19 protein-coding genes and 2 pseudogenes are annotated in these 20193 nt (G+C 69.0%); 9 read left to right on the top strand and 12 right to left on the bottom strand.

Annotation, left to right across the window (positions count from 1 at the left end; translation table 11 throughout):
* Nucleotides 1–16: 16 nt before the first annotated feature.
* Entirely contained in the window at nt 17–415 is a 399-nt protein-coding gene (locus AB0950_RS36180; protein ID WP_360161280.1) for a 6-carboxytetrahydropterin synthase, read from the bottom strand.
* A gap of 277 nt (nt 416–692) precedes the next feature.
* Nucleotides 693–1253, bottom strand: coding sequence for an NAD(P)H-dependent oxidoreductase (locus AB0950_RS36185; RefSeq protein ID WP_360161282.1), 561 nt, complete (start codon nt 1251–1253; stop codon nt 693–695).
* A gap of 586 nt (nt 1254–1839) precedes the next feature.
* Between AB0950_RS36185 and AB0950_RS36190 the strand changes: the two are divergent.
* Nucleotides 1840–2863, top strand: a pseudogene (locus AB0950_RS36190) (alpha/beta hydrolase).
* 500 nt (nt 2864–3363) lie between these two features.
* Here AB0950_RS36190 and AB0950_RS36195 read toward each other — a convergent pair.
* From AB0950_RS36195 to AB0950_RS36210, 4 genes are all read right to left on the bottom strand, one after another.
* Nucleotides 3364–3735 carry a nuclear transport factor 2 family protein gene (locus tag AB0950_RS36195; RefSeq protein ID WP_360161284.1) on the bottom strand — a complete coding sequence of 124 codons (372 nt, stop codon included), beginning with the start codon at nt 3733–3735 and terminating at the stop codon, nt 3364–3366.
* A 35-nt stretch (nt 3736–3770) separates the two neighbouring features.
* Nucleotides 3771–4064 (bottom strand): muconolactone Delta-isomerase family protein, encoded by a 294-nt coding sequence (locus AB0950_RS36200; protein WP_366780353.1) that lies wholly within the window; start codon nt 4062–4064, stop codon nt 3771–3773.
* A gap of 235 nt (nt 4065–4299) precedes the next feature.
* Nucleotides 4300–4911, bottom strand: coding sequence for an NAD(P)H:quinone oxidoreductase (wrbA, locus tag AB0950_RS36205; protein ID WP_360161288.1), 612 nt, complete (start codon nt 4909–4911; stop codon nt 4300–4302).
* A gap of 257 nt (nt 4912–5168) precedes the next feature.
* Entirely contained in the window at nt 5169–5732 is a 564-nt protein-coding gene (locus tag AB0950_RS36210) for a TetR family transcriptional regulator C-terminal domain-containing protein (protein ID WP_360161290.1), read from the bottom strand.
* Nucleotides 5733–6089: 357 nt separating this feature from the next.
* Between AB0950_RS36210 and AB0950_RS36215 the strand changes: the two genes are divergently transcribed.
* The 4 genes from AB0950_RS36215 to AB0950_RS36230 all read left to right on the top strand — a co-directional run bounded on the left by AB0950_RS36215 (nt 6090) and on the right by AB0950_RS36230 (nt 10456).
* Complete coding sequence (locus AB0950_RS36215) at nt 6090–7106, top strand: alcohol dehydrogenase (protein ID WP_366780354.1); 1017 nt, start codon at nt 6090–6092, stop codon at nt 7104–7106.
* Between the two features lie 151 nt (nt 7107–7257).
* Nucleotides 7258–8301, top strand: coding sequence for a hypothetical protein (locus AB0950_RS36220; protein WP_360161294.1), 1044 nt, complete (start codon nt 7258–7260; stop codon nt 8299–8301).
* A gap of 479 nt (nt 8302–8780) precedes the next feature.
* Nucleotides 8781–9629 carry an alpha/beta hydrolase gene (locus AB0950_RS36225; protein WP_366780355.1) on the top strand — a complete coding sequence of 283 codons (849 nt, stop codon included), beginning with the start codon at nt 8781–8783 and terminating at the stop codon, nt 9627–9629.
* A gap of 110 nt (nt 9630–9739) precedes the next feature.
* Nucleotides 9740–10456: an alpha/beta hydrolase gene (locus AB0950_RS36230; RefSeq protein WP_366780356.1), complete on the top strand. Its 717-nt coding sequence runs from the start codon at nt 9740–9742 to the stop codon at nt 10454–10456.
* Nucleotides 10457–10543: 87 nt separating this feature from the next.
* On the opposite strand, the gene trxB is transcribed toward AB0950_RS36230, so the two are convergent.
* The 3 genes from trxB to AB0950_RS36245 form a co-directional block, all read right to left on the bottom strand.
* Nucleotides 10544–11539 carry a thioredoxin-disulfide reductase gene (trxB, locus tag AB0950_RS36235; RefSeq protein ID WP_366780357.1) on the bottom strand — a complete coding sequence of 332 codons (996 nt, stop codon included), beginning with the start codon at nt 11537–11539 and terminating at the stop codon, nt 10544–10546.
* Nucleotides 11540–12136: 597 nt separating this feature from the next.
* Complete coding sequence (locus AB0950_RS36240; protein ID WP_366780358.1) at nt 12137–12712, bottom strand: ester cyclase; 576 nt, start codon at nt 12710–12712, stop codon at nt 12137–12139.
* A 126-nt stretch (nt 12713–12838) separates the two neighbouring features.
* The gene (locus AB0950_RS36245; RefSeq protein ID WP_366780359.1) at nt 12839–13033 is read right to left on the bottom strand and encodes a hypothetical protein; all 195 of its coding nucleotides are present in this window, start codon (nt 13031–13033) and stop codon (nt 12839–12841) included.
* A 901-nt stretch (nt 13034–13934) separates the two neighbouring features.
* Here AB0950_RS36245 and AB0950_RS36250 point away from each other — a divergent pair.
* Nucleotides 13935–14657, top strand: coding sequence for a molybdopterin-dependent oxidoreductase (locus tag AB0950_RS36250; RefSeq protein WP_366780361.1), 723 nt, complete (start codon nt 13935–13937; stop codon nt 14655–14657).
* A complete protein-coding gene (locus AB0950_RS36255; RefSeq protein WP_360162947.1) occupies nt 14605–15348 on the top strand; it encodes a cytochrome b/b6 domain-containing protein in 744 nt (247 codons plus the stop codon). Before AB0950_RS36250 ends, AB0950_RS36255 begins: the two co-directional genes overlap by 53 nt.
* A 589-nt stretch (nt 15349–15937) precedes the next feature.
* Here AB0950_RS36255 and AB0950_RS36260 read toward each other — a convergent pair.
* Nucleotides 15938–16702: an SDR family NAD(P)-dependent oxidoreductase gene (locus AB0950_RS36260; protein ID WP_366780362.1), complete on the bottom strand. Its 765-nt coding sequence runs from the start codon at nt 16700–16702 to the stop codon at nt 15938–15940.
* A gap of 240 nt (nt 16703–16942) precedes the next feature.
* Between AB0950_RS36260 and AB0950_RS36265 the strand changes: the two genes are divergently transcribed.
* Nucleotides 16943–17530: a helix-turn-helix domain-containing protein gene (locus AB0950_RS36265; RefSeq protein WP_366780363.1), complete on the top strand. Its 588-nt coding sequence runs from the start codon at nt 16943–16945 to the stop codon at nt 17528–17530.
* A 494-nt stretch (nt 17531–18024) separates the two neighbouring features.
* Here AB0950_RS36265 and AB0950_RS36270 read toward each other — a convergent pair whose 3' ends face one another.
* Entirely contained in the window at nt 18025–18738 is a 714-nt protein-coding gene (locus tag AB0950_RS36270; RefSeq protein WP_360162956.1) for an SDR family oxidoreductase, read from the bottom strand.
* 1089 nt (nt 18739–19827) lie between these two features.
* Between AB0950_RS36270 and AB0950_RS36275 the strand changes: the two are divergent.
* Nucleotides 19828–20002, top strand: a pseudogene (locus AB0950_RS36275) (helicase associated domain-containing protein); the annotation flags it as partial.
* Here AB0950_RS36275 and AB0950_RS36280 read toward each other — a convergent pair.
* Nucleotides 19992–20193: transposase (locus tag AB0950_RS36280; RefSeq protein WP_366780364.1), on the bottom strand; the 202-nt coding region annotated here is incomplete at its 5' end. The pseudogene AB0950_RS36275 and the gene AB0950_RS36280 overlap by 11 nt on opposite strands.

Here is a 20193-nt window from a genome sequence, read left to right on the forward strand (position 1 = left end):
CCGAGGGCTGTGGGCGTCACAGCGCACGCTCGTAGCTCGCCCAGGCCACATGCGACTCGTGCAGCGTGACGGCGAGGCCGGCCAGTGACCTGGCACCCTCCCCCAGGGCGCCCCCGTGGATCCGTTCGGCGAGCCGGTCCGCGATGACCTTCGCCAGGAACTCCGTCGAGGTATTCATTCCGTCGAAGTCCGGCTCGTCGTCGAGGTTGCGGTAGTTCAGCTCGCTGACCAGAGCGCCCAACTCCTGGCCGGCCAGACCGATGTCGACGACGATGTTGCCGTCGTCCAGGTGCTCACGCCGGAAGGTGGCGTCCACCACGAACGTGGCTCCGTGCAGCCGTTGCGCCGGACCGAACACCTCCCCCCGGAAGCTGTGGGCGATCATGATGTGATCACGAACGGTGACACTGAACAAAGCGACCCTCCAGGTTCGGCACATACGCATCCCCGCCTGGCGGCGTGGGAACACTGGACACACAGGTACGCGGTCCTCCGCGGTTCAGCCGGCCGCGCTTCCCGGCGAGTCCGACTCTGCAAAGGACCGGAGGATCCGGGGCGACATCCCGGCGCCCTGTGACCCCAGGTGTGCCGGTGGGGCCGTTCCGCACATGCGCGGAACGGCCCCACCGGCATCATCCCCTGCCGCCTTCAACCTTCAGGCGAGAACGCCCGGGACTCAGCGGGCGACGGTTTCAGCTGACGCGCAGCGGCGCGAGGGCCTTCGACCAGGCCACGACCTGGTCCAGCGTGGTGACGAGCGTCTCGCGCTGGACGTCCGCCGGCTTGAAGACGCTGAAGTTCTCGAAGTCGGTGAAGAGGGAGAGTGCCACCTGAGAACGGACGTCGGCCATCTGCAGCTCGCCGGCGATGCCGCGCAGGTGCTCCACGGCACGGCTGCCCCCGACCGAACCGTAGGCGACGAAGCCGACGGCCTTGTTGTTCCACTCGGCATAGAGGAAGTCCAGCGCGTTCTTCAGAGCGCCCGGCACGGAGCGGTTGTACTCGGGGGTGACGATGATGTAGCCGTCGAAGGTAGCGATCTTCTCGGCCCAGGCCTGGGTGTGCGGCTGGGTGTAGTTGCCCAGGGTGGCCGGATAGGCCTCGTCCAGAACGGGGAGCTGGTAGTCCAGCAAGTCGACGATCTCGAACTCGGCGTCCGTGCGTTGGGCGGCGACCTCGTGCACCCAGCGGGCGACCGCCTCACCGTTACGCCCCGGCCTGGTGCTTCCGACGATGATACCGATCTTGGTCATGGTGGCGCCTTTCATGAATCAACTGCAGCACGAACAGAGCTCGGCCCAGCAGGAAATACTTGCTGAGACAAGTAGATACCTGAAAGATTGATGCGTCAAGTAGTTGGATGCAGGGACCGGACCGCACCTCCGCTTCACCTTCGACTCGGAGCGCATGACACACCTCCACACCCGGCGCCCCACCCCAGCACCGCGCCCCACGGTCGGCAGCGGCCCGAACAGCCAGACCACCCCGCACACGGGCCAGCGGGCCGGCACGGCCTTCCGGCCTCCTCGCCGCCTCCACACCCGTGCGGGCACGGCAGCCGGGCCCAACTGACAGTTCTCACGGGAAGCGGGACGCTTCGGCCGCACCCATCACCACCGGGACAGGCTGCGGCGGACAAAGCCGCAGCTCACATCACCACGGATGAGCGAACGCGAACCCGGAGGTGCCACCCCGCCCGACCAGCACCATAATAAGTCACCCGCTTGACAGGTGATGAGCTGGAACAGTCGTCCCACAGCCGCACCACTGCAGCCGGAGCGGCCCCCGGGGCCCGGCCTTCTTCGACACCTACCCCGGCCTCCACAACGGATGGTTCTCATGATCAACAGGCGTACGTTCAACAAGGCCGCTGGCCTGGTCACGGGCGCGGCCGCGTTCGCCGGCCTCCAGGGCCACCCGAACACCTCCGCCGCCCCGCACCCGGCCGGCGGCACGCCCGCGCCGACCATTCCCACGGTGACCCTGGGCACGCACACGTCCTTCGCCAGGCTGAAGCACGTCAAGGCGGGCCTGCTGGACGTCAGTTACGCGGAGGCTGGCCCGGCTCACGGCCCGGTCGTCATCTGCCCGCACGGCTGGCCCTACGACATCCACAGCTACGTCGACGTCGCCCCCCTCCTCGCCGACCAGGGCTACCGCGTCATCGTGCCCTATCTGCGTGGCCGCGGAACGACTCGCTTCCTGTCCTCCCGGATGTTCCACAACGCCCAGCAGTTGGCGATCGCCCTCGACATCATCGCCCTGATGGACGACCTCAAGACCGAGAAGGCACTTCTCGCCGGATTCGACTGGGGTCGCGCACCGCCGACATCGTCGCTGCGCTGTGGCCCGAACGCGTCAAGGCCCTGGTATCGGTGAGCGGTCACATCATCACCAACGTCGTGGCGCAGAAGAAGCCTGGTACTTCGCCACCGAGCGAGGCCGCCTCGCCATGGAGGACGAAAAGAACCGGCACGACCTGTGCCGTTTCGTGTGGGACGCCGTGTCACCGATGTGGCACTTCGACGACGCCACGTTCGAGCGCACGGCCACCGCCTTCGGCAACCCCGACTACGCGGCGACCGCGATCCACAACTACCGCTGGCGGATCGGCATCGCCGACGGCGAGCGCCGCCACGACCGTTATGAGCAGCAACTCGCCACCCGCCCCCTCATCGACGTGCCCACCATCACCCTCGACGCCGAGCTCGCCCCGATCACCCCGCCCGGCAACGGGGCCTCCTACCGCGACCGTTTCACCGGCAATTACGAACACCGGACGCTGTCCGGCATCGGCCACAACCTGCCGCAGGAGGCGCCCACCACCTTCGCCCAGGCCGTCGTCGACGTCGACCATTTCTGAGTCGACCACTTCCGAAGCGCCCCGGCCGGATCGCGGGACAATGCGCGACCCGAACACACTTCGCCACAGTCCGCTGGGCACCAAAGCCCCGGCGGAGCGTCGGCCGCGGTCGCCCGCACCGTGTGGACGACCGCGGCCGATGTGGGCGCCCGTTGTCCCGCCCCTCGACGGCACCCCCGCCCAGCTACGAAGTCACGCTCGGCGCCCGGTGACTTGTCGACAGATTCACCCGAGCCGGGCCGCGACGGTTTCTCACGAGTCGAACGACGCCTTCACATGCTGCGACTGGACTGGAACATCCTCGGCAGGCGCAGCCCCGTCGTCACGGACGCCGGGCAACCGACGGGTACGGGAACTTCCGGAAGACGCCGTCCTTGCGGCGTACCGCGAACATGTCGGGATCGTTCCGGAGCGGGTCCCGTGCTCGGGCCGCGCGCCTCGTCTCCGGGACGCAGCCATCGGGCAGGAACGCCTTCGCTCGTGGCCCGCTCGCGGAACCGTCAGCCAAGTTTGGACACCTGATAATGGGAGAGGTACCACTGGTCGTCGAGGCGCCTGAGCACCACGCTGAGAGTGACCTGGAGGGTGGGCCTGTCGGTGAACGAGAAGTCGACGCCCAGGTAACCGAGCAGGACGTCCTCCGCGAGCCCGCGTGTCTCCAGCACGCGGTAGTCGGCTCTCAGCCCCATCGGCTGGGAATCGTAGTAGTCGGCGACGCCCGGGCTGCCGACGGTGTAGGGGTGGAGTCCCTGGAAGATGGCGTCCTCGGTGAAGAGCGAGGCGACCTCCCGCGGTTCATGCGCGTCGACCGCGGACTTCCACCGGTCCATCACGCCACGCACGATGGCTTCCTGTGCTGCTGTGCCGTTCATCGGTTGCCTCCTGGCTACGGCCTGAAAGTCGTGGGTCAGCTGGTGGTGCCCGGGTCGTTGGGATGCGGCTGCAGCGCGGTGATCTCGGCGGTCATCCAGGGCCACAGGGGCAGCGTGCCGAGGACGTTCTCGCGCAGGTCGGCCTCGTCGTCGGCGCGCCACAGGCCGATGCTGCGCAGCTCCCCGACTGGACGCCACAGCCGGCCGAGGCGCCCGGTGGCCGCCAGTTCCCTGGCGCGGACGGCTTCGGCGGCACGGCGCCGCGTGACCTCCTCCGAGTCGGTCCCCTCAGGGACGGTCGTGGTGAGCACGACCAGGAACTCCTTCATCGTCTTTCGTCCTTTCTCGGTTCTGACCCAGCGCCTGCAGACGCAGCCTCTCGGGCGTGACGACGCCTCAGCATCCCCTGGCGGGCTGGTACCGCAGCATTGGAAACATGGTCGGTCGGTCACCGCCGGACGGCGAGACGCGGCCGCTCGTCCGGCATGTCATGGTGGGGCCCGTACGGCCCCGAGCCTGCCGGCGGCCATGAGCGGCCGCCTGCAGGTTCATCCGGTGGTGCGATCAGGCGGCGGCCTTCAGCTTGCCGGCGATCTTGACGACGCGCTCGGCCTGGATACGTGCGGCGGTGCGGGTGACCTCGTCGACGGGATTGGTGCCCTGACCGTCGGCGTGGGAGGTGCCGTAGGGGTTGCCGTCGGTGAACTTCGCGGGGTCGGTGAAGCCCGGCGAGACGATTATGCCGCCGAAGTGGTGGACGGAGTTGTACAGGGCCAGGAGGGTGGACTCGTGGCCCGCGTGGGCGGTAGCGGTGGAGACGAAGCCGCTGTAGACCTTGTCGGTCAGCCTGCCCTCGGCCCAGAGTCCGCCGAGCGTGTCGATGAACTGCTTGAGCTGCGAGGAGACGTTGCCGAAGCGGGTGGGGGTGCCGAAGATGACGGCGTCGGCCCACTCGATGTCCTGCGTGGTGGCCTCGGGGATACCGGCGGTGGCCGCGTGGTTGGCCGCCCAGGCGGGGTTGGAGTCGATGGCGGCCCGGGGGGCGAGCTCGGCGACCTTGAGTAGACGGACCTCGGCACCCGCCTTGACACCGGCGTCATGGAGTTCCTTGGCTATCTCCGCGATCGTGCCGGTGGACGAGTAGTAGACGATGGCGAGCTTGACGGGGGTGGTCATCGCGACGCTCCGCTTCATGGGATGTGATCGACAAGGGGGATCGATCGGCCTTTTCAACAAGCCGACCGGTCATCTAACAAACTAGACGACCGGTCTACTTTCGTCAACGCCTCGCCTCCCGGCTTTCTCCTCGCACGGCTACTCCCCAGCGGCCGGGGCCAGAACTCGGCCGGCGCCACGCACGAGGTCACTGCGGCCGGCCGCGGTCGCGCGCGGACGGCGAGCGGGCCGAGCGACGCGGTCCGGGCCGAGCGGTCCTATCGCAGGACGACGTCGAAGACGGTACGGAAGAACGCCTCGACCGGCGCCTCGGACTTGTGCGCCCGGGCCGTGATGAGAGTCCCCTCCCAGGCACTCAGGATGAACAGCGCGGTGGCCGTCGCGTCGAGAGCGCTGTCGACGTCTCCGGCCTCCTGGGCCTCGACGAGTACCCGCTGGATGTGCGCGGCCCACCGGTCGAAACCGCGCCGGACGGCCGAGCGGATCTCCTCGTTGTGATCCGCCACTTCCGCGCCGAGGTTGCCGGCGAGGCACCCCCGGATGAACCCGTTATCGAGTGTGTCCCTGCCGAGGTACTCGAAGTGCGTCCGCAGCCTCTCCAACGGAGGGCGCCCCGGCTCTTCGAGCATGTCGAAGCGCAGAGTGCGGGCATACCGGGCCAGCGCCTCCAGAGCACTGTCCTCCTTGCTGGAGAAGTGGTTGTAGAAGGAGCCTTTGGGCACGCCGGCGGCCTTGGTGATGTCGTTGATGCCGGTGGCATTGAAGCCCTGCGCGTGGAACTGCCGCAGGGCGGCCTGTGCGATCTCCTCGCGTTTGGACACACGCCCCATCCTGAATCACCTCCAGATCAATATGGCCGGTCGGCTTAACGGGCGTCAACCCAGGCCGGGACGCCCCTCCGAAAGGGGGTGTACCGGCCTTCTCCTCGCACGGCTACCCCGGCGGCGACGCCCCGACATCCGGGCCTAGGGGCATGCGGGGTGTGCGGCGACAACGGTCCCGGCCCGTCGACCAGGTCGGCTTGACTCAGGTTAAGTCGACCGGTCATATTCGAACGGCGCCCCGCCTCCGTCGACGGCTGAGCCCATGGGGACGGACGGTGCACGGCCGCAGCGGCCGAGGGCCGGCCCCTGCCACACGCAGGGCTTCGCTTCGCCACACCACCCAGGAGCTAGAGCATGTCCACTTATCGAGCCTTCGAGGCCACCGGCGTCCACAACCTCCGGCTGGTCGAACGTGAACTGGTCGAACCCGCGACGGGGCACGTCCGGATACGGGTCCAGGCCTGTGGTATCTGCCACACCGACGTACTGGCCGTGGAGGGTCTGCGACCCGACCCGTCGCGACCCGTCGTTCCGGGCCACGAGATCGTCGGCGTCATCGACGCCGTCGGCGCCGGCGTCACCGCCTGGCAGCCCGGTGACCGCGTCGGCGTCGGCTTCCTGAACGGGCACTGCTGGGAGTGCGAGCCCTGCCGCCGGGGTGACTTCGTCAACTGCCTGAACCAGGCGCAGACCGGAACGACGACCGACGGCGGCTACGCGGAGGTGGCATATGCCCGGGCGAGTGGGTTGGTGCGCATTCCGGAGGGCATCTCGGCCCTGGACGCCGCTCCGCTCCTGTGCGCCGGCCTGACCACCTTCGCCGCGTTGCAGCAGGGCCACGCCCGGGCGGGGGCCCTGGTGGCGGTGCAGGGGATCGGCGGCCTAGGACACCTGGCGCTGCAGTACGCGCGCAGCCTGGGCTACAGGATCGCGGCCGTGGCACGGGGCGAGGAGAAGGAGGCGCTCGCCCGCCAGTTGGGCGCGCACGAGTACATCGACAGCACCAACACCGACCCGGGGGCCGCACTGCGCGATCTGGGTGGCGCCTCGATCATCGTCGCCACCGCCTCAAGCGGTGCCTCCATGAACCCGCTGGTGCGGGGCCTGGCCCCGAACGGCAAGCTGATCGTGGTCGGTGCCGCTCCCGACCCGCTGACCGTCTCGACTCCCGACCTGATCTTCGGCACCCGCTCCATCGCCGGCAGTCTGACCGGTTCCTCCATCGAGAACGAGGACAACCTCGCCTTCAGCCTCGCCCACGACATTCGTCCCAGTCTGGAGGTACTGCCCTTCGAGCAGGCAGTGGAGGGGTACGAGCGGATGCTCTCGGGCAAGGCCCGTTTCCGCGTCGTGCTCGACACGGCGGCCTGAGACACCGACCGCCGGACGAGGCAAGACCTCACGGTGCCGTGCGGGCGGGCTCCGACAGCCCCGCCCGCACGGCCGAGCCGAAACCACGATCGTCAGCCGGCACCTCCCGTTCCCGCCCGTCCCGAGCGGACGGGCCTCCTTAGGGCTTTTGATGACCAACACCACGGCAAACGACTCCCACTCCGTGCCCGCACCGCCGATCGGACTTCCGACCGGCTCCGACGGACACGCGGTCCGAGCGGACCGGATCGGTCTGCTGTCCATCTCCCTCGGCACCGCCGGTCTGGGTGGCGCCTGGCAGGCATCGGCGACCGTCCATCCGGCGGCCCTGCCCGTCAGCGACGCCCTCTACGCGATCAGCGCTCTGGTGTGGCTGGTACTGCTGATCCAGTACCTTCGCCAGGGAGGGGCCAGGTGGCACAACCTCCGCCACGACATCCGCCATCCGGCTCAGGGTTTCGCGATCTCCTACGTCCCCATCATCGGCATGCTCGTCGCTGGTCACTTCTCCCGGTTCGGGACCGACGGTGCCCGGTGGGCGTACGCGGTGTTCGCCGCCGTCGCCGCCCTGGTCGCCGCACGACTGCTGGCCCACTGGCTCACCGGTTCACTCAGCGCCACGCTCCTGCATCCGGGCTATCTGCTGCCGGTCTCCTCCGCCCCGTTCATCGCGAGCGCCACCGCGTCGACACTCAAGCTGCCCGGTACCGCCGACGCGGCGTTCGCGATCGGACTGCTCTACTGGCTGACGTTCGGCACCGTCATCCTGGGCAGCCTCATCACCTCCGGGCCCCTCCCCCAGCCGGCGCGTCCCGTCCTCACGGTCCTGACCATTCCACCGGCGACCGGCGGCATCGCATGGACTGCGGCCCACAAGGGTCTCTTCGGTCCGGTCGGCTACGGCTTCGCGGGCACCCTGCTCTTCACCATCCTCCTCGTCGCCTTCCTCCTTCCCGAGCTGCGCCAGCCGTCCTTCCATCCCGGACTGTGGGTCTACAGCTTCCCCGTAGCCGCGAGCACGAATTTCGCCATCCGGCTGATCGCCGCAACCCGCGGCCCGGCCTACCCGGTTCTCACCTGGGCGCTGCTGGCCCCGGCCACCGGCGCACTCGTTCTGCTGTCGGCCGCGACCCTGCGGCACGCAGCCGGGGCCGCCCGCGACTCGACCGGCCTGGATCCTGCCCGGAGAGCATGACCACAGCCATACGCGAGATGCGGTGGCCACTCGCCAATTGCCTCACGACCGGCCACTGTTGACCATCGCACAGCACCCACGAACGGTCGTGAGTCGTGGGCGACGACACCAAGTGCGAGGGCCGCTGGAGCATCGAAGCCCCGCCCCCGCAGGCCTCGCGCGCAACCAGTACGCGGCAGCGCAGGCCTGACGAAACGGCAGCCGGTCAAGCAAGGGCGCACCGGACGGGAACCTCGTACAGGGTTGTTCCGTGTCGGGGATGGAGGGGCTGCCACCCTCCGGTCAGGCCGGAGCACGTGCAGGACGCCGAACCTGCCGAGCCGCTTCCCCGGCATGCGAGAAACCACATCCCTCTCGCCGCGCGCCCGACCTACGTGCACAAGAAAATCGGGCGCTGTGTTTCTGGGCATCGCCTCCGACGGCAACCGCACCGGCGGAGGCCGCCGACCCCACATGTCCTGCACCGAAGGAGAGACAGCATGAACCCCAAGACCGTCTTCCGCTCCCCCCGCACCAGCGTCGCCGTCCTCGGCGCCGTCGTGGGAGTCTCCGCTCTGACCCTGGCCTTCACCGCCCCGGCTAACGCCGCCAAGGCCGAACAGCACACGCGGCAGACCAAGCCCACCGTCGTCCTGGTGCACGGCGCCTTCGCGGACGCCTCCAGCTGGAACGGCGTCGTGAAGCGACTCGAGCACGACGGCTATCCCGTCATCGCCCCCGCCGATCCCCTGCGTGGGCTGGCCGACGACTCCGCCTACATCCACAGTGTCCTGGCGAGCGTCCGCGGACCCGTCATCCTCGTCGGCCACTCCTACGGAGGCGCCGTGATCAGCCAGGCCGCCACCGGCGACCCGAACGTCAAGGCCCTCGTCTACATCGCCGCCTTCGCCCCCGACAAGGGCGAGAGCGCGCTGGAACTCTCCAACAAGTTCCCCGGCTCCACCCTCGCCTCGACCCTCAGCTCCGTGCCCTACCCGGGCTCCGACGGAACCACCGGCACCGACCTGTACATCAAGGCCGACAAGTTCCACGACCAGTTCGCCGCCGACGTACCCACGTCCGTCACCGACCTGATGGCCGCCACCCAGCGCCCCGTCGCCGCCTCCGCCCTGGAAGAGAAGGCCACCACCACCGCCTGGAAGACCATCCCCTCCTGGGACCTGATCACCACCGAGGACAAGAACATCCCCCCGGCCGCCCAGCGCTTCATGGCCCACCGGGCGCACGCCCACACCACTGAGATCAGCGCCTCCCACGCCGTCTCCGTCTCCCGCCCCACCGCTGTCACCCGCATCATCGAGCAGGCCGCCGACGCCATCGTCCGCTGAAGCCCGCCTCGCACCCCAGATCAAGACCGAGCCCCGAAGGGACCGGGGCCGGCACCACAGAAGAAGGCGCCGTCCATCGCGCCACCGACGAAACAGGAGACGACCCCACCATGAGCAGCACCTCGGAGAACAAGCCCACTGTCGTGCTGGTGCACGGGGCCTTCGCGGACGCTTCCAGCTGGAACGGCGTCATCGAGCGGCTGCGGCACGAGGGCCACCCGGTGGTGGCGCCGGCCAACCCGCTGCGAGGGCTGGCCCACGACGCCGACTACCTCAGCGATTTCCTCGACAGGCTCGACGGGCCCCTCGTTCTGGTGGGCCACTCTTACGGAGGCGCCGTGATCAGCCAGGCCGCCACCGGCGACCCGAACGTCAAGGCCCTCGTCTACATCGCCGCCTTCGCCCCCGAGACCGGCGAGAGCGCGCTGGAGCTGTCCGGCAGGTTCCCCGGCAGCACCCTCGGACCCAACCTCGACTCGGTCAGCACCGGAACCGAGACGGACCTGTACATCAAGGCCGACGCGTTCCACCACCAGTTCGCTGCCGACGTACCCAGGTCCGTCACCGACCTCATGGCCGCCACCCAGCGCCCCGTCGCCGCCTCCGCCCTGGAAGAGAAGGCCACCACCACCGCCTGGAAGACCGTTCCCTCGTGGAGCCTGATCGCCACGGAGGACTTCAACATCCCGCCGGCCGCACAGCGCTTCATGTCCGAACGCGCCCGGGCACACACCACGGAGGTCAGCGCCTCCCACGCCGTCTCCGTCTCCCAGCCCGCCGCGGTCGCGCACATCATCGAGCAGGCCTCCCGGGCCACCGCCGGCTGACCCGGCGCCCACCACCGCCTGGCATCGGTCGTCGTCAGCCGGTCACGGAGACGACGACCGATGCCGCGTTCCGTGGCCGCTGAGACGTCAATGCACCAGCTCCGCCACGGCCGTGGCCTCCAGGCGCGCCTCTTCACAACTGGCGCAGTCGCTCAGCGCCGACAGATACCTCTCCGCGTCCAGGGCAGCGGAACATCCGCTGCCTGCCGCCGTCACGGCCTGCCGGTACTCGTGATCGACCACGTCACCGCACGCGAAGACGCCGTCCAGGTTGGTGCGTGTGGCGCGGCCTTCCACAGCTACGTAGCCGGCGTGATCGAGGGCGATCTGCCCCTCGAACAAGCCGACTTGCGGATCATGCCCGATCGCGATGAAGACGCCGGTCACGGGCAGGGGCCTGACCTCGCCGCTGTCCACCGCACGCAGGAGGACACCGGCGACCCGGTCCTGCCCGAGGATGTCCACCACCTGACTGTTCCAGACGAAGCCGATCCTCTCGTCGCGTCGCGCGCGCTGCTGCATGATCTTCGACGCTCGAAGCCTGTCACGCCTGTGGACGACGGTCACCCGGCGGGCGAATCTGGTGAGGAAGGTCGCCTCTTCCAAGGCGGAGTCGCCCCCGCCGACGACCACGATCTCCTGGTCCCGGAAGAAGAACCCGTCGCACGTGGCACACCAGCTCACACCGCGGCCCGACAGCCGCTGCTCGTTCTCCAGGCCCAGCCGCCGGTACCGGGACCCTGTCGCAAGGATCACCGCCCTGGCCCGGTGGGTCGCTCCGCTCGCGTCCACCACCTCCTTCACCTCGCCCGTCAGCCGCGTTTCCACCACGTCGTCGGGCACGAAATCGGTACCGAAGCGCTCTGCCTGTGACCTCATCCTGTCCATGAGGTCGGGGCCGTGCACCGCTTCGGGAAAGCCCGGGTAGTTCTCCACGTCGGTCGTGTTCATCAAAGCGCCGCCGGCCGAAACGGCGCTCTCGAAGACCACGGGACGCAGTCCGGCGCGCGCAGCGTAGACCGCAGCGGTGCAACCAGCCGGACCGGCACCGACGATGATGACGTCACGGACGTCATCGGACATGTCGATCACCACCTCGTAAGAACCAAGGCCGAGTGTCACGCAGCGGCAGCCACGTTCCATACTGAGCCCGGTCGGCTGCCGCTGCACCTCGCCCCGAACCCCGCCCGGTACGGTTCACGATCGACCGACGGAGGGACGGGCAGCCTCATGACGAGCACGCGACGGCCACGAAAGACCCTGCTGCGGCGGCGCTCGTCCCTGCCGGGACAGCGCCAGGCACACCGTCGGCGGATGGTGTCCGAACCATGGGCGCGGGGCCGGTACGGACCCGGGCTTCGCGAGGTCCGCCTCGGCGTCTTCAGCCGTGCCGAGATGCTCCGCGCCTCCCGGACACGGCGTCCGCCTCATCGACGGTCGCTTGCTGCGGCGTTGGACAGCCGGGGAGTCCCTGGACAAGATGCGCACCTGCTCGGGCCCGCAGACAGGCAGTTGCTCTGAAGGGCACCACAGGTTGTCGCCGGAACTCCCGTGGGCAACGAGGCAGTTGTCGACGAGCGGAAACTCCCGGGCACGAACACAAACCAGTGCGTACCGGAAGGACGCCGACCTGCTGGGGCCGGGTCTCTCCCCTGCCCTCGATCCGGGCTCCCTGTCCGCCTACGGCAGCGTCCGGGCGGCCTCGGCCGCCCGCTGCGTGACCTCGGAGGCGGCCCGTGCGGCCCGCCCGGTGACCCGCCAGCTCAGCATGCTCACGGCGGCGACGGGGCCCGGAGGGAAGACGCCCAGCTGACCGAGCATCGTGATGTCGTCGCGCACCGCTCGATGCCGGATGACCTTTCCGTCGTGCAGGTCGAGCACGTGGATCTGCTCGAAGTCGATCTCCCGCCCGGTGGGCGGCACTATCTGGTCGACGTCGTCCCCCTTGAACAGGACGAAGGCCCCGGTATGACGGCCCTTCATGTGCAACCGCACCCATACCTGGGAGTCGCCGGCGATGACCTCGTCGATGGGCAACCGCAGATCGGTGAACGCGTAGCGCATCCAGGCGCTCGATGCGAGCACGCCTGCCGGCTCCGCGATCCTGCAGGCGGGAGGCGAGACAGCGGCTTCCCCGTTGTGGAACTGCTCGTGCACCACTTCGGCGGCCAGCCCGGAATCCCCCGTCTCCAGGATCTGAAAGAGCGCGTGACCGAGGTCCGCCGCGGGAATTCCCATGATGATCTTGCCTTCCATTGCAGGGGTCCGGGGGCTCCAGCCAGGCGCTCCGTAATCCAGGACCTCCGGGAGAAGTACTTGACACGTCAATCATACCGGAGGTGAGCCGCGGCGGCAGAGAGCCTGCCACCCCCGGGCCGCACGCTAGAGCCCGAGGTCCAGGGCCAGGCAGGAGAAGTACTGCCACGCCCCCTCGGGGTCGTAGGAGGCAGCGAGCCCTCCGTTCGGTGAGGCCTGCCGCTCCTCGGTCATGTCCTCGAGACGGATCCGCTCGGGCAGCTTGCCGAAACGCGCACGCCTCGCCGCGGCAGCGACGTCCGCCGCACTGTCGTCACTCATGGTCTTCTCCGCTCTGTCGGGCCACCAGGGCTGCGGGTCGCCAGGCGCACGCTTCCGCGCGCAGCACAGTCACAGTGCACCCACGACCATCACCTGTCAAGGAGGTGATGATGACGAACAGGGCCAGCCGGCCGCCCCTCACGTCGGTCGCCCCGAACCCGCCGGGGAGCCGGCCCCAGCGGGAAGTTCGGCCGCTCCGCGCCCGCGTCGGGAGGCCGAAGCACCGCGGCCCAGGAGCCACTCCGGGACCGGACATTCTTGTTCCGGACTCCTCCGGCACGGCGGCGCGAGGGGCGACCGACTCACCCAAGACCTCAAGGCCCGTAGGCCGCCCGGCACTCCGCCTCGGCCGTACACCTGCACATGTCGGGTCGCCGGTGAAATGCTCGCCGGCTCCGTACATGTCCGTCCGCAGGGACACACGAGGCGCGGACCTGCGACATCCCGACGTCACCAACATCTCTGGCACCCGGCCGTGCCCACAGCGCGGAACACCGCGCCGCGCCGGTGTGCACCCACTGTGCGATCGCAGCATCCAGGAGACGGCGGGGATTCTCGGAGTGCCGGTCGGCACGGTCAAGAGCCGTCAGAACAAACGCGTTTCGCAGGTCGCGGAGGGTCGCACACCGGAAGTCGCCCGAGGCCCGCGCGGACCTCCCAGCCGGGCGTGGGCGCGAGCTTGCGCCGGAGGCTGCGGCGCAAGCTCACGGCCGTACGTCTACGCAGGCCCGCTGTTGACAGCCTGCAACGACCATGTCAGCATCGTCACCTGTTCAACAGGTGACGATGCTGGCGGTGGGCGGCCGGCCAGCATGCACATGCGCGGGCTGCGTAAGCCACCGCGATGTCATGCGGCCGCGCGCGGACGGAGTCGTCGCCTCGTGGGAAGGAACGCTGAGCCATGGCAAGAGAGCCGAAGCGGAGGCCTGACGGCGCACCGGTGGCGCGGAGGGCGATGTTGGGCGTGCTCGGCGCGGGAGCCGCAGGGCTCGCCGCTGCACCCTATCTGCAGCGCGGCTGGGAAGGGTTCCTCGGCGCCGCCTCCCAGGTGGACGCGACGGGTATCACCGGACTTCTGCCGAACCCGGGTGGCTTCCGCTACTACAGTGTCGTCGGCTCGGTGCCCCGTAAGAACGACACGAACTACCAGCTGAGTGTCGGCGGTCTGGTGGACCAGCCGAAGACATACACGCTGCCCGAACTGCGCGCGATGCCGCAGACACGTGTCGTCCGCGATGTGCTGTGCACCGACGGATGGCGGGTGGACAACACGCCCTTCGAAGGTGTGCGGCTGGCCGATCTCCTGGACGCCGCCGGGGTCCGTCCCGGAGGCGAGGCCGTCCGCTTCACCTGCTTCGACGGTGCCTACACCGAGAGCCTCACTCTGGACCAGGCCCGCCGCTCGGACGTTCTGCTGGCATTGAACATGCAGGACAAGCCGATCACTCACGAGCACGGGGGACCGGTTCGCCTCTACGTGGCGCCCATGTATTTCTACAAGTCCGCCAAGTGGCTGTCCGGCATCTCGATCACGGACAAGGTCGTTCCCGGCTACTGGGAGGAGCGCGGTTATGCCGTCGACGGCTGGCTCGACGACGCCGACCGGCACAGCGACGCGAACTGAGCCGGACGGCAAAGTCCGCCGGTTCAGCACTGCCGAGCGCATGGTGCACCGGGCCACGGGCTGGCTGATGTTGCTGTGCTTGCTCACCGCTGCTTGCTTGTACATCGGCCCGCTGGCCCAGCTGGTCGGCCGGCGCCACCTGATGGTCACGGTGCACGAGTGGTCGGGCATCGGCCTGCCGGTGCCCTTCCTGCTGGGACTTTCCTCTTCCGACTTCCGCGCGGATCTGCGCAGGCTGAACCGTTTCGCCGTCTACGACAGGCAATGGCTACGGGCCGTCCGCAAGCGCCGCACGTCACCGCAGGCGCGTCCGGCCGGCAAGTTCAACGCGGGGCAGAAGATCTACGCGGGCTGGATTGCGGGTGCGGTGCTCGTGATGATGTTCACCGGCCTGCTGATGTGGTTCACCGGACTACTCCAGCTCATCTCGCGCACCAGCGTCATCTTTGTTCACGACTGGCTCGCCTGGGCGATCACCATTGTCCTGCTCGGCCACATGCGCCAGGCGTTCCAGGATCCGGAGACGAGGCTCGGAATGCGGACCGGATACGTCAGCCGGTCCTGGGCGGCGAGGCACCACTCCCGGTGGCTGAGGGAGGAAGCCACCGCCGAGCGGGCCGGGACGGAGGAAAGGCGTGAAGCCGCTCAGGTGACCGCCCTGGATGCCGATCGAGGTGCCGGCGTGGAGTAACTGCCCGACGTAGGGGGCCTCGAGGGCCCGAGGAGGATCGGAGAACTCTCACCGCGGCTGGCCGGCCATGTCTGATACGCCCGAGGGCGGTGGTGCTGCTGCCCTCGGGCTGGATATGTGTCAGCGGCAGGTCTCGGTCTCCACGTCGCCTGCGGTCACCTTGCGGATGCGGTCACCGGCGAGCAGGGTGTGCGGGCAACCAGGTTCGATGCGCCGGTCTTCTCGAGGCGGGCCAGTCGGGGGGCGGTGAAGTGTTCGGCTCGCTCGCCCGCGACACCGTACGGCGCTTCCGCATCCACCCTTGCGTGGTGGTCTGGTGCGGCGCGAACGAGGGCCACCCACCGGCCGCCATCGACGAAGGGATGCTCAAGGCGGCGGAGCGGCAGGTGCCAGGTGTGCCCTGCCAGAACAACTGGTCGGGCGGCATCGTCGCCGGCGGCCGCACACAGAGACAGCAGTCTGCACACCGCGGGCAAGCCGCCGGTTCACCACCGAGAGGCCCGGCCGACGCCCTTCAAGGACGACCGGCCGGCAAGCTCGGATTCCCTGTGCTCGTACTGCCCTCACCGGAGGCGTCCGAGGGGGCCCGTCACCAGGTCTGCTCGCCTGCGCGCACCAGGATTTCGTTGACGGCGACCCGGCGGTCCCGGGTGACGATGTAGCAGATGGCGTCGGCGATGTCCTCTGGCCGCAGCAGTTCCATGTTCGCGATCTGCCGCTCGACGGCCTGGCGCACGCCGTCGCGCAGGTGTGTGCTCAGCTCGGTGTCCACGGTCCCGGGCTCGACGACGCTCACCCGCACACGCTTGTGGCTGACCTCCTGCCGCAGCGCCTCGGTGAAGCCGTTGACGCCGAACTTGGTCAGGTTGTAGACGGCTGTGCCGGGGCGAGCGACCCGGCCCCCGGTGGAACTGATGTTGACCAGATCCGCCACGCCCCGCGGTGAGTCCTGCGCGGCGCTCAGGAGGTGGGGCAGCGCGGCGTGGGTGATGTACAGCAACCCCTGGACGTTGACTTCGAGCATGCGGTCCCACTCGTCCAGCGGTGAGTCGACGGCCTGCCCGGCGCCCATGTAGCCGGCGTTGTTGACGACCGTGTCCAGGCGTCCCAACTCGGCCACCACACGGTCGACCGCGGCCGCGGCCTGCTGCCGGTCGGTGATATCGGCCGCCACAACGCAGGCCGTGCCCCCGTCGGCCCGGACCTTGTCCGCGAGCGCCTCCAGCCGCTCGCGTCGCCGTCCGAGGACGGCGACGGCGGCGCCCTGGGCGGCGAGGCCACGCGCGGTCGCCTCCCCTATTCCGCTGCTCGCGCCGGTCACCAACGCCACCGTGTTGTTCAGACGTGCGTTCATGCGTCTTCCTCTTCATGCGGTGAAGACGGTCTCGACGGACCGCCGGTGGATGGAAACCGGAGGCGGAGCGCACGCGGGTCCTCCGTCCGGGCTTCGGCCACGGCAGGGCCTTCCACGGACGGCGGGCGCGGCCGCCCGTCGCGGATCGGCCGGCAAGGTAGCCTTTCATCCGGAACCGGTTCCGATTGAAACGGTAAGCGGAACCAGTTCCGGTTTGCAAGTGCGGTGGGAGGATACGGGATGACCGGCAACAATCTGGACGGTGCCGGACGGCGGCACAGGCCATTGCGAGCCGACGCACAGCGCAACGAGGACAGGCTGCTCAAGGCCGCGGCAGAGGCCTTCGCCCGGGAGGGCGCAGACGCCTCGGTCAAGGACATCGCCCGCGCGGCAGGAGTCGGCGTCGGCACCTTGTACCGCCGGTTCCCGTCCAAGGAGATGCTGATCGAGGCGACGTACCGGCAGGAAGTACGGCTCCTGTGCGACGCGGCGCCGGAACTCGCGGCCGGCCTGCCCCCTGCGGAAGCGCTGCGGACCTGGATGGAGCGTTTCATCGACTTCATGGCCGCGAAGCAGGGCATGGCCGATGCCCTGCGCGTGGTGCTGACCGACGAAACCGAGCGGCTGCAGACCCGCGCCGACCTGGCCGAGGCGGTACGCCACCTCCTCGCCGCCGGACAGAGTCAGGGCGTGACCCGGCCGCAGGTGGCGGCTCAGGACGTCCTGATGGCACTCGGCGGCATCAGCGTCATGACCGACACCGAACGACAACCCGGCCTCGCCACGGCCCTGATCGATCTCCTCCTGCACGGCGTCCTGGCGGACTGAGCGGTGGCCTCACTCCGCGAGCGCGGCCGGCCGCCCCCCCGTACGCCACGAAGTCGACGGGGGTCGCGAGCGCGGATCGCGGGGATGCGTCGAGTTTCCCAGCATGGTGCCCGGTTGAGGTAGGGCGAGGCAGTAGCCGGGCGACTGCCCGAGGCCTGGTCGGGTGACCGGCTGGTCAAGATGCCGCTTGCCGGGACCGGTTCCGGGGCGTCGGCGTCCCGCGTACGGCAGACCGCCAGCCGACGAGGCTCGCCGGATCCGGACCAACGTGGAGAGCAGCGAAGATGGCGAAGCACTGCCGCGAGTGCCGAGCGAGCTGAAGAACCGCGCGAGCCTCCAGACCCGATCACCTTGGAAGGCCCCCGACGCACTCGCGGCCGAGGACCAGCCGGGAAGTGGACACCCTGACCGCCCGTTGCTCAGAGTGCGCCCGCCGCACGCTCGTGCCCGCGGCTCGTCTTCGCCCGCGGCGCCTGATGCCGCCGTCGGGCGCTTCAGTGGCCCGCGCTCATGCCGCCGTCGACATGGAGGATCTCACCGGTGACGAACGGGGCGTTCTCGAGGTAGATCACCGCGTCCGCGATGTCGCTCGGCTCGCCCAGCCGGCCGACCGGATGCAGGCCGGCGAGGGCCTCATGGGTGTCCTCCGGGTGCATGGGCGTCCTGATCGTGCCGGGCGAGACGGCGTTGACCCGGATGCCCCGGGTGGCGTACTCGATGGCGAGGGACTTGGTGGCGGACTGCAGACCGCCCTTGGTCAGCGATGCCATCACGGACGGGACCCGGGCGTCGGCGTTGTCGACGAGGCTGGTGGTGATGTTGACGACGTGCCCGCCGCCCTGGGTGAGCATCTGCTCGATGGCCAGCTGGGTGATCCGGAAGAAGCCGTTGAGGTTCACGCCGACAACGGCGGCGTAGTCATCGAGGGTGTACTCGGTGAAGGGCTTGGCGACGAAGATTCCCGCGTTGTTGACCAGGGTGTCGACACGGCCGAACCGCTCCACCGCGGCGGCAATGACACGCTCGGCGGTGGCGGGGTCGGCGATGTCACCCTTCACGGTCAGGAGGCCGGCCTCGCCGGAGGGGGCGATGCCCCGCGAGGTGGCGACGACGGCGTAGCCGGCTTTGCGGTAGGCGCCGACGACGGCGGCGCCCAGGCCCTGCGAGGCACCGGTGACGACTGCGACCTTCTGAGAATTCACGATGATCTCCGTGGTGAGGGAGGTGGTTTTCCAGCTCCCTTACGCTACTAGTCGACCGTCTACTAGTCAACCGGTCTACTATTTGCTACTCCGAGCCGACTCCCCTCCGAGAACTGGGGCACTTCCATCCATGGCGGCCTGAGCGGTCACCCGGTCACGCGGATGCCGCACCACCGGACCGCCGACACGGCTGAGGCACTTCAGGACAGAGGGCCGCCGTCCAACGCACCGCCGGCCCTGACGTGTGCTCGTCAGAAGGCTTCATCGCCTGACCCCGGACCGGGGTCAGGTGTCCACGGCGTCGAGGAGGCGCCGTGACCGTCCGGTGGAGGTCGAGGAAGTATGCACGGTGCCGCGTCGTGCAGGGGCAGGGCGAAGTGGGTGCGGATGAGCGCGGAGCATCAGGTGATGGTGGGACGATCCACTCCCAGACGGATCTCGAGTGTGTCGCTCCCCAGATGGTCTGTCGCTTTGCTGACTGTCGGACTGCTCAACTACAGCGGCGGCACGACGTTCCAGACGCCTTCCGCGCACTCCTGAAACCGTCAGCGCCAACCTCGTGGAGCTGTTTCCCGACCGCGGGTGCGCTGCGGCCTGGACAGGTGGGTGAGTGTCACGGTGCGGGGACGGCGCGGGCCAGGGCTTCCAGGTCTCCGGAGAGGGCAGCGTGGAGTGCAGCGACGAGTTCGCGCGCGTTCTTCGCTCCGCACGCCGTGCATCATGAAGTAGACCGGTCCGGTGTAGGCGCCGAAATCGGCCTCCCGGTTGTCGACCAGACGGAGCATCGCCGCCCGGATGGCATCGTTGACGGCATCGGCCACCGTGTGACCGGGGCCGGCGGTGAGGGTGTCCGCCTTCACGGTCCACCGCTGCCCTGGCTCGGATTCGACGGCGACGGAGACGGCCTGGTGCGCCATGGCACTGCGGTAGGCCTCGTGGAAGGCGTTGGTGCCGGTGGCATCCGGGACGAGGTGAGCAGGACAGGGAACCGGCAACGGCTGCACCCATGCATTCTGCCAAGAGGTCACGCCAATTCGCCTCCGCGACCCGGCGGCGGGTCACATTGAGTCGCCGTCTTTGCATCGAACCAGCTGCCAGCGCGAGGGACACCTGCGCGTACCGCGCCAAGCACGTCGAACGCATCGTCGTCGGCGGGGACGGCGAGGAACGGGAGCTCCGGATCGGTGCCTGGGGCAGCAGCCAGCGGAGCAGGGCCGCGGCGCTGTCCCCGGAGCGGGTGGAGCAGCTTAGAAGCCATCTCATTTGGTGAGCCTGCGGTAGCAGATGAGGGTGCAGGCGATGCTGGTGAAGGCGAGGAAGTGCTCGGCTTTGCGCTCGTAGCGGCGGTCCAGTCGACGGCATCCGGCAAGCCAGGACATCGTGCGTTCGACGGTCCAACGGTGCCGGCCCAGGCGGGTCGATGACTCGATGCCCTTGCGGGCGATGCGATGTGTGATGCCC

Origin of the sequence: Streptomyces sp. NPDC007189 (genome assembly GCF_040703635.1) — a bacterium.
Taxonomy (GTDB): Bacteria; Actinomycetota; Actinomycetes; order Streptomycetales; family Streptomycetaceae; genus Streptomyces.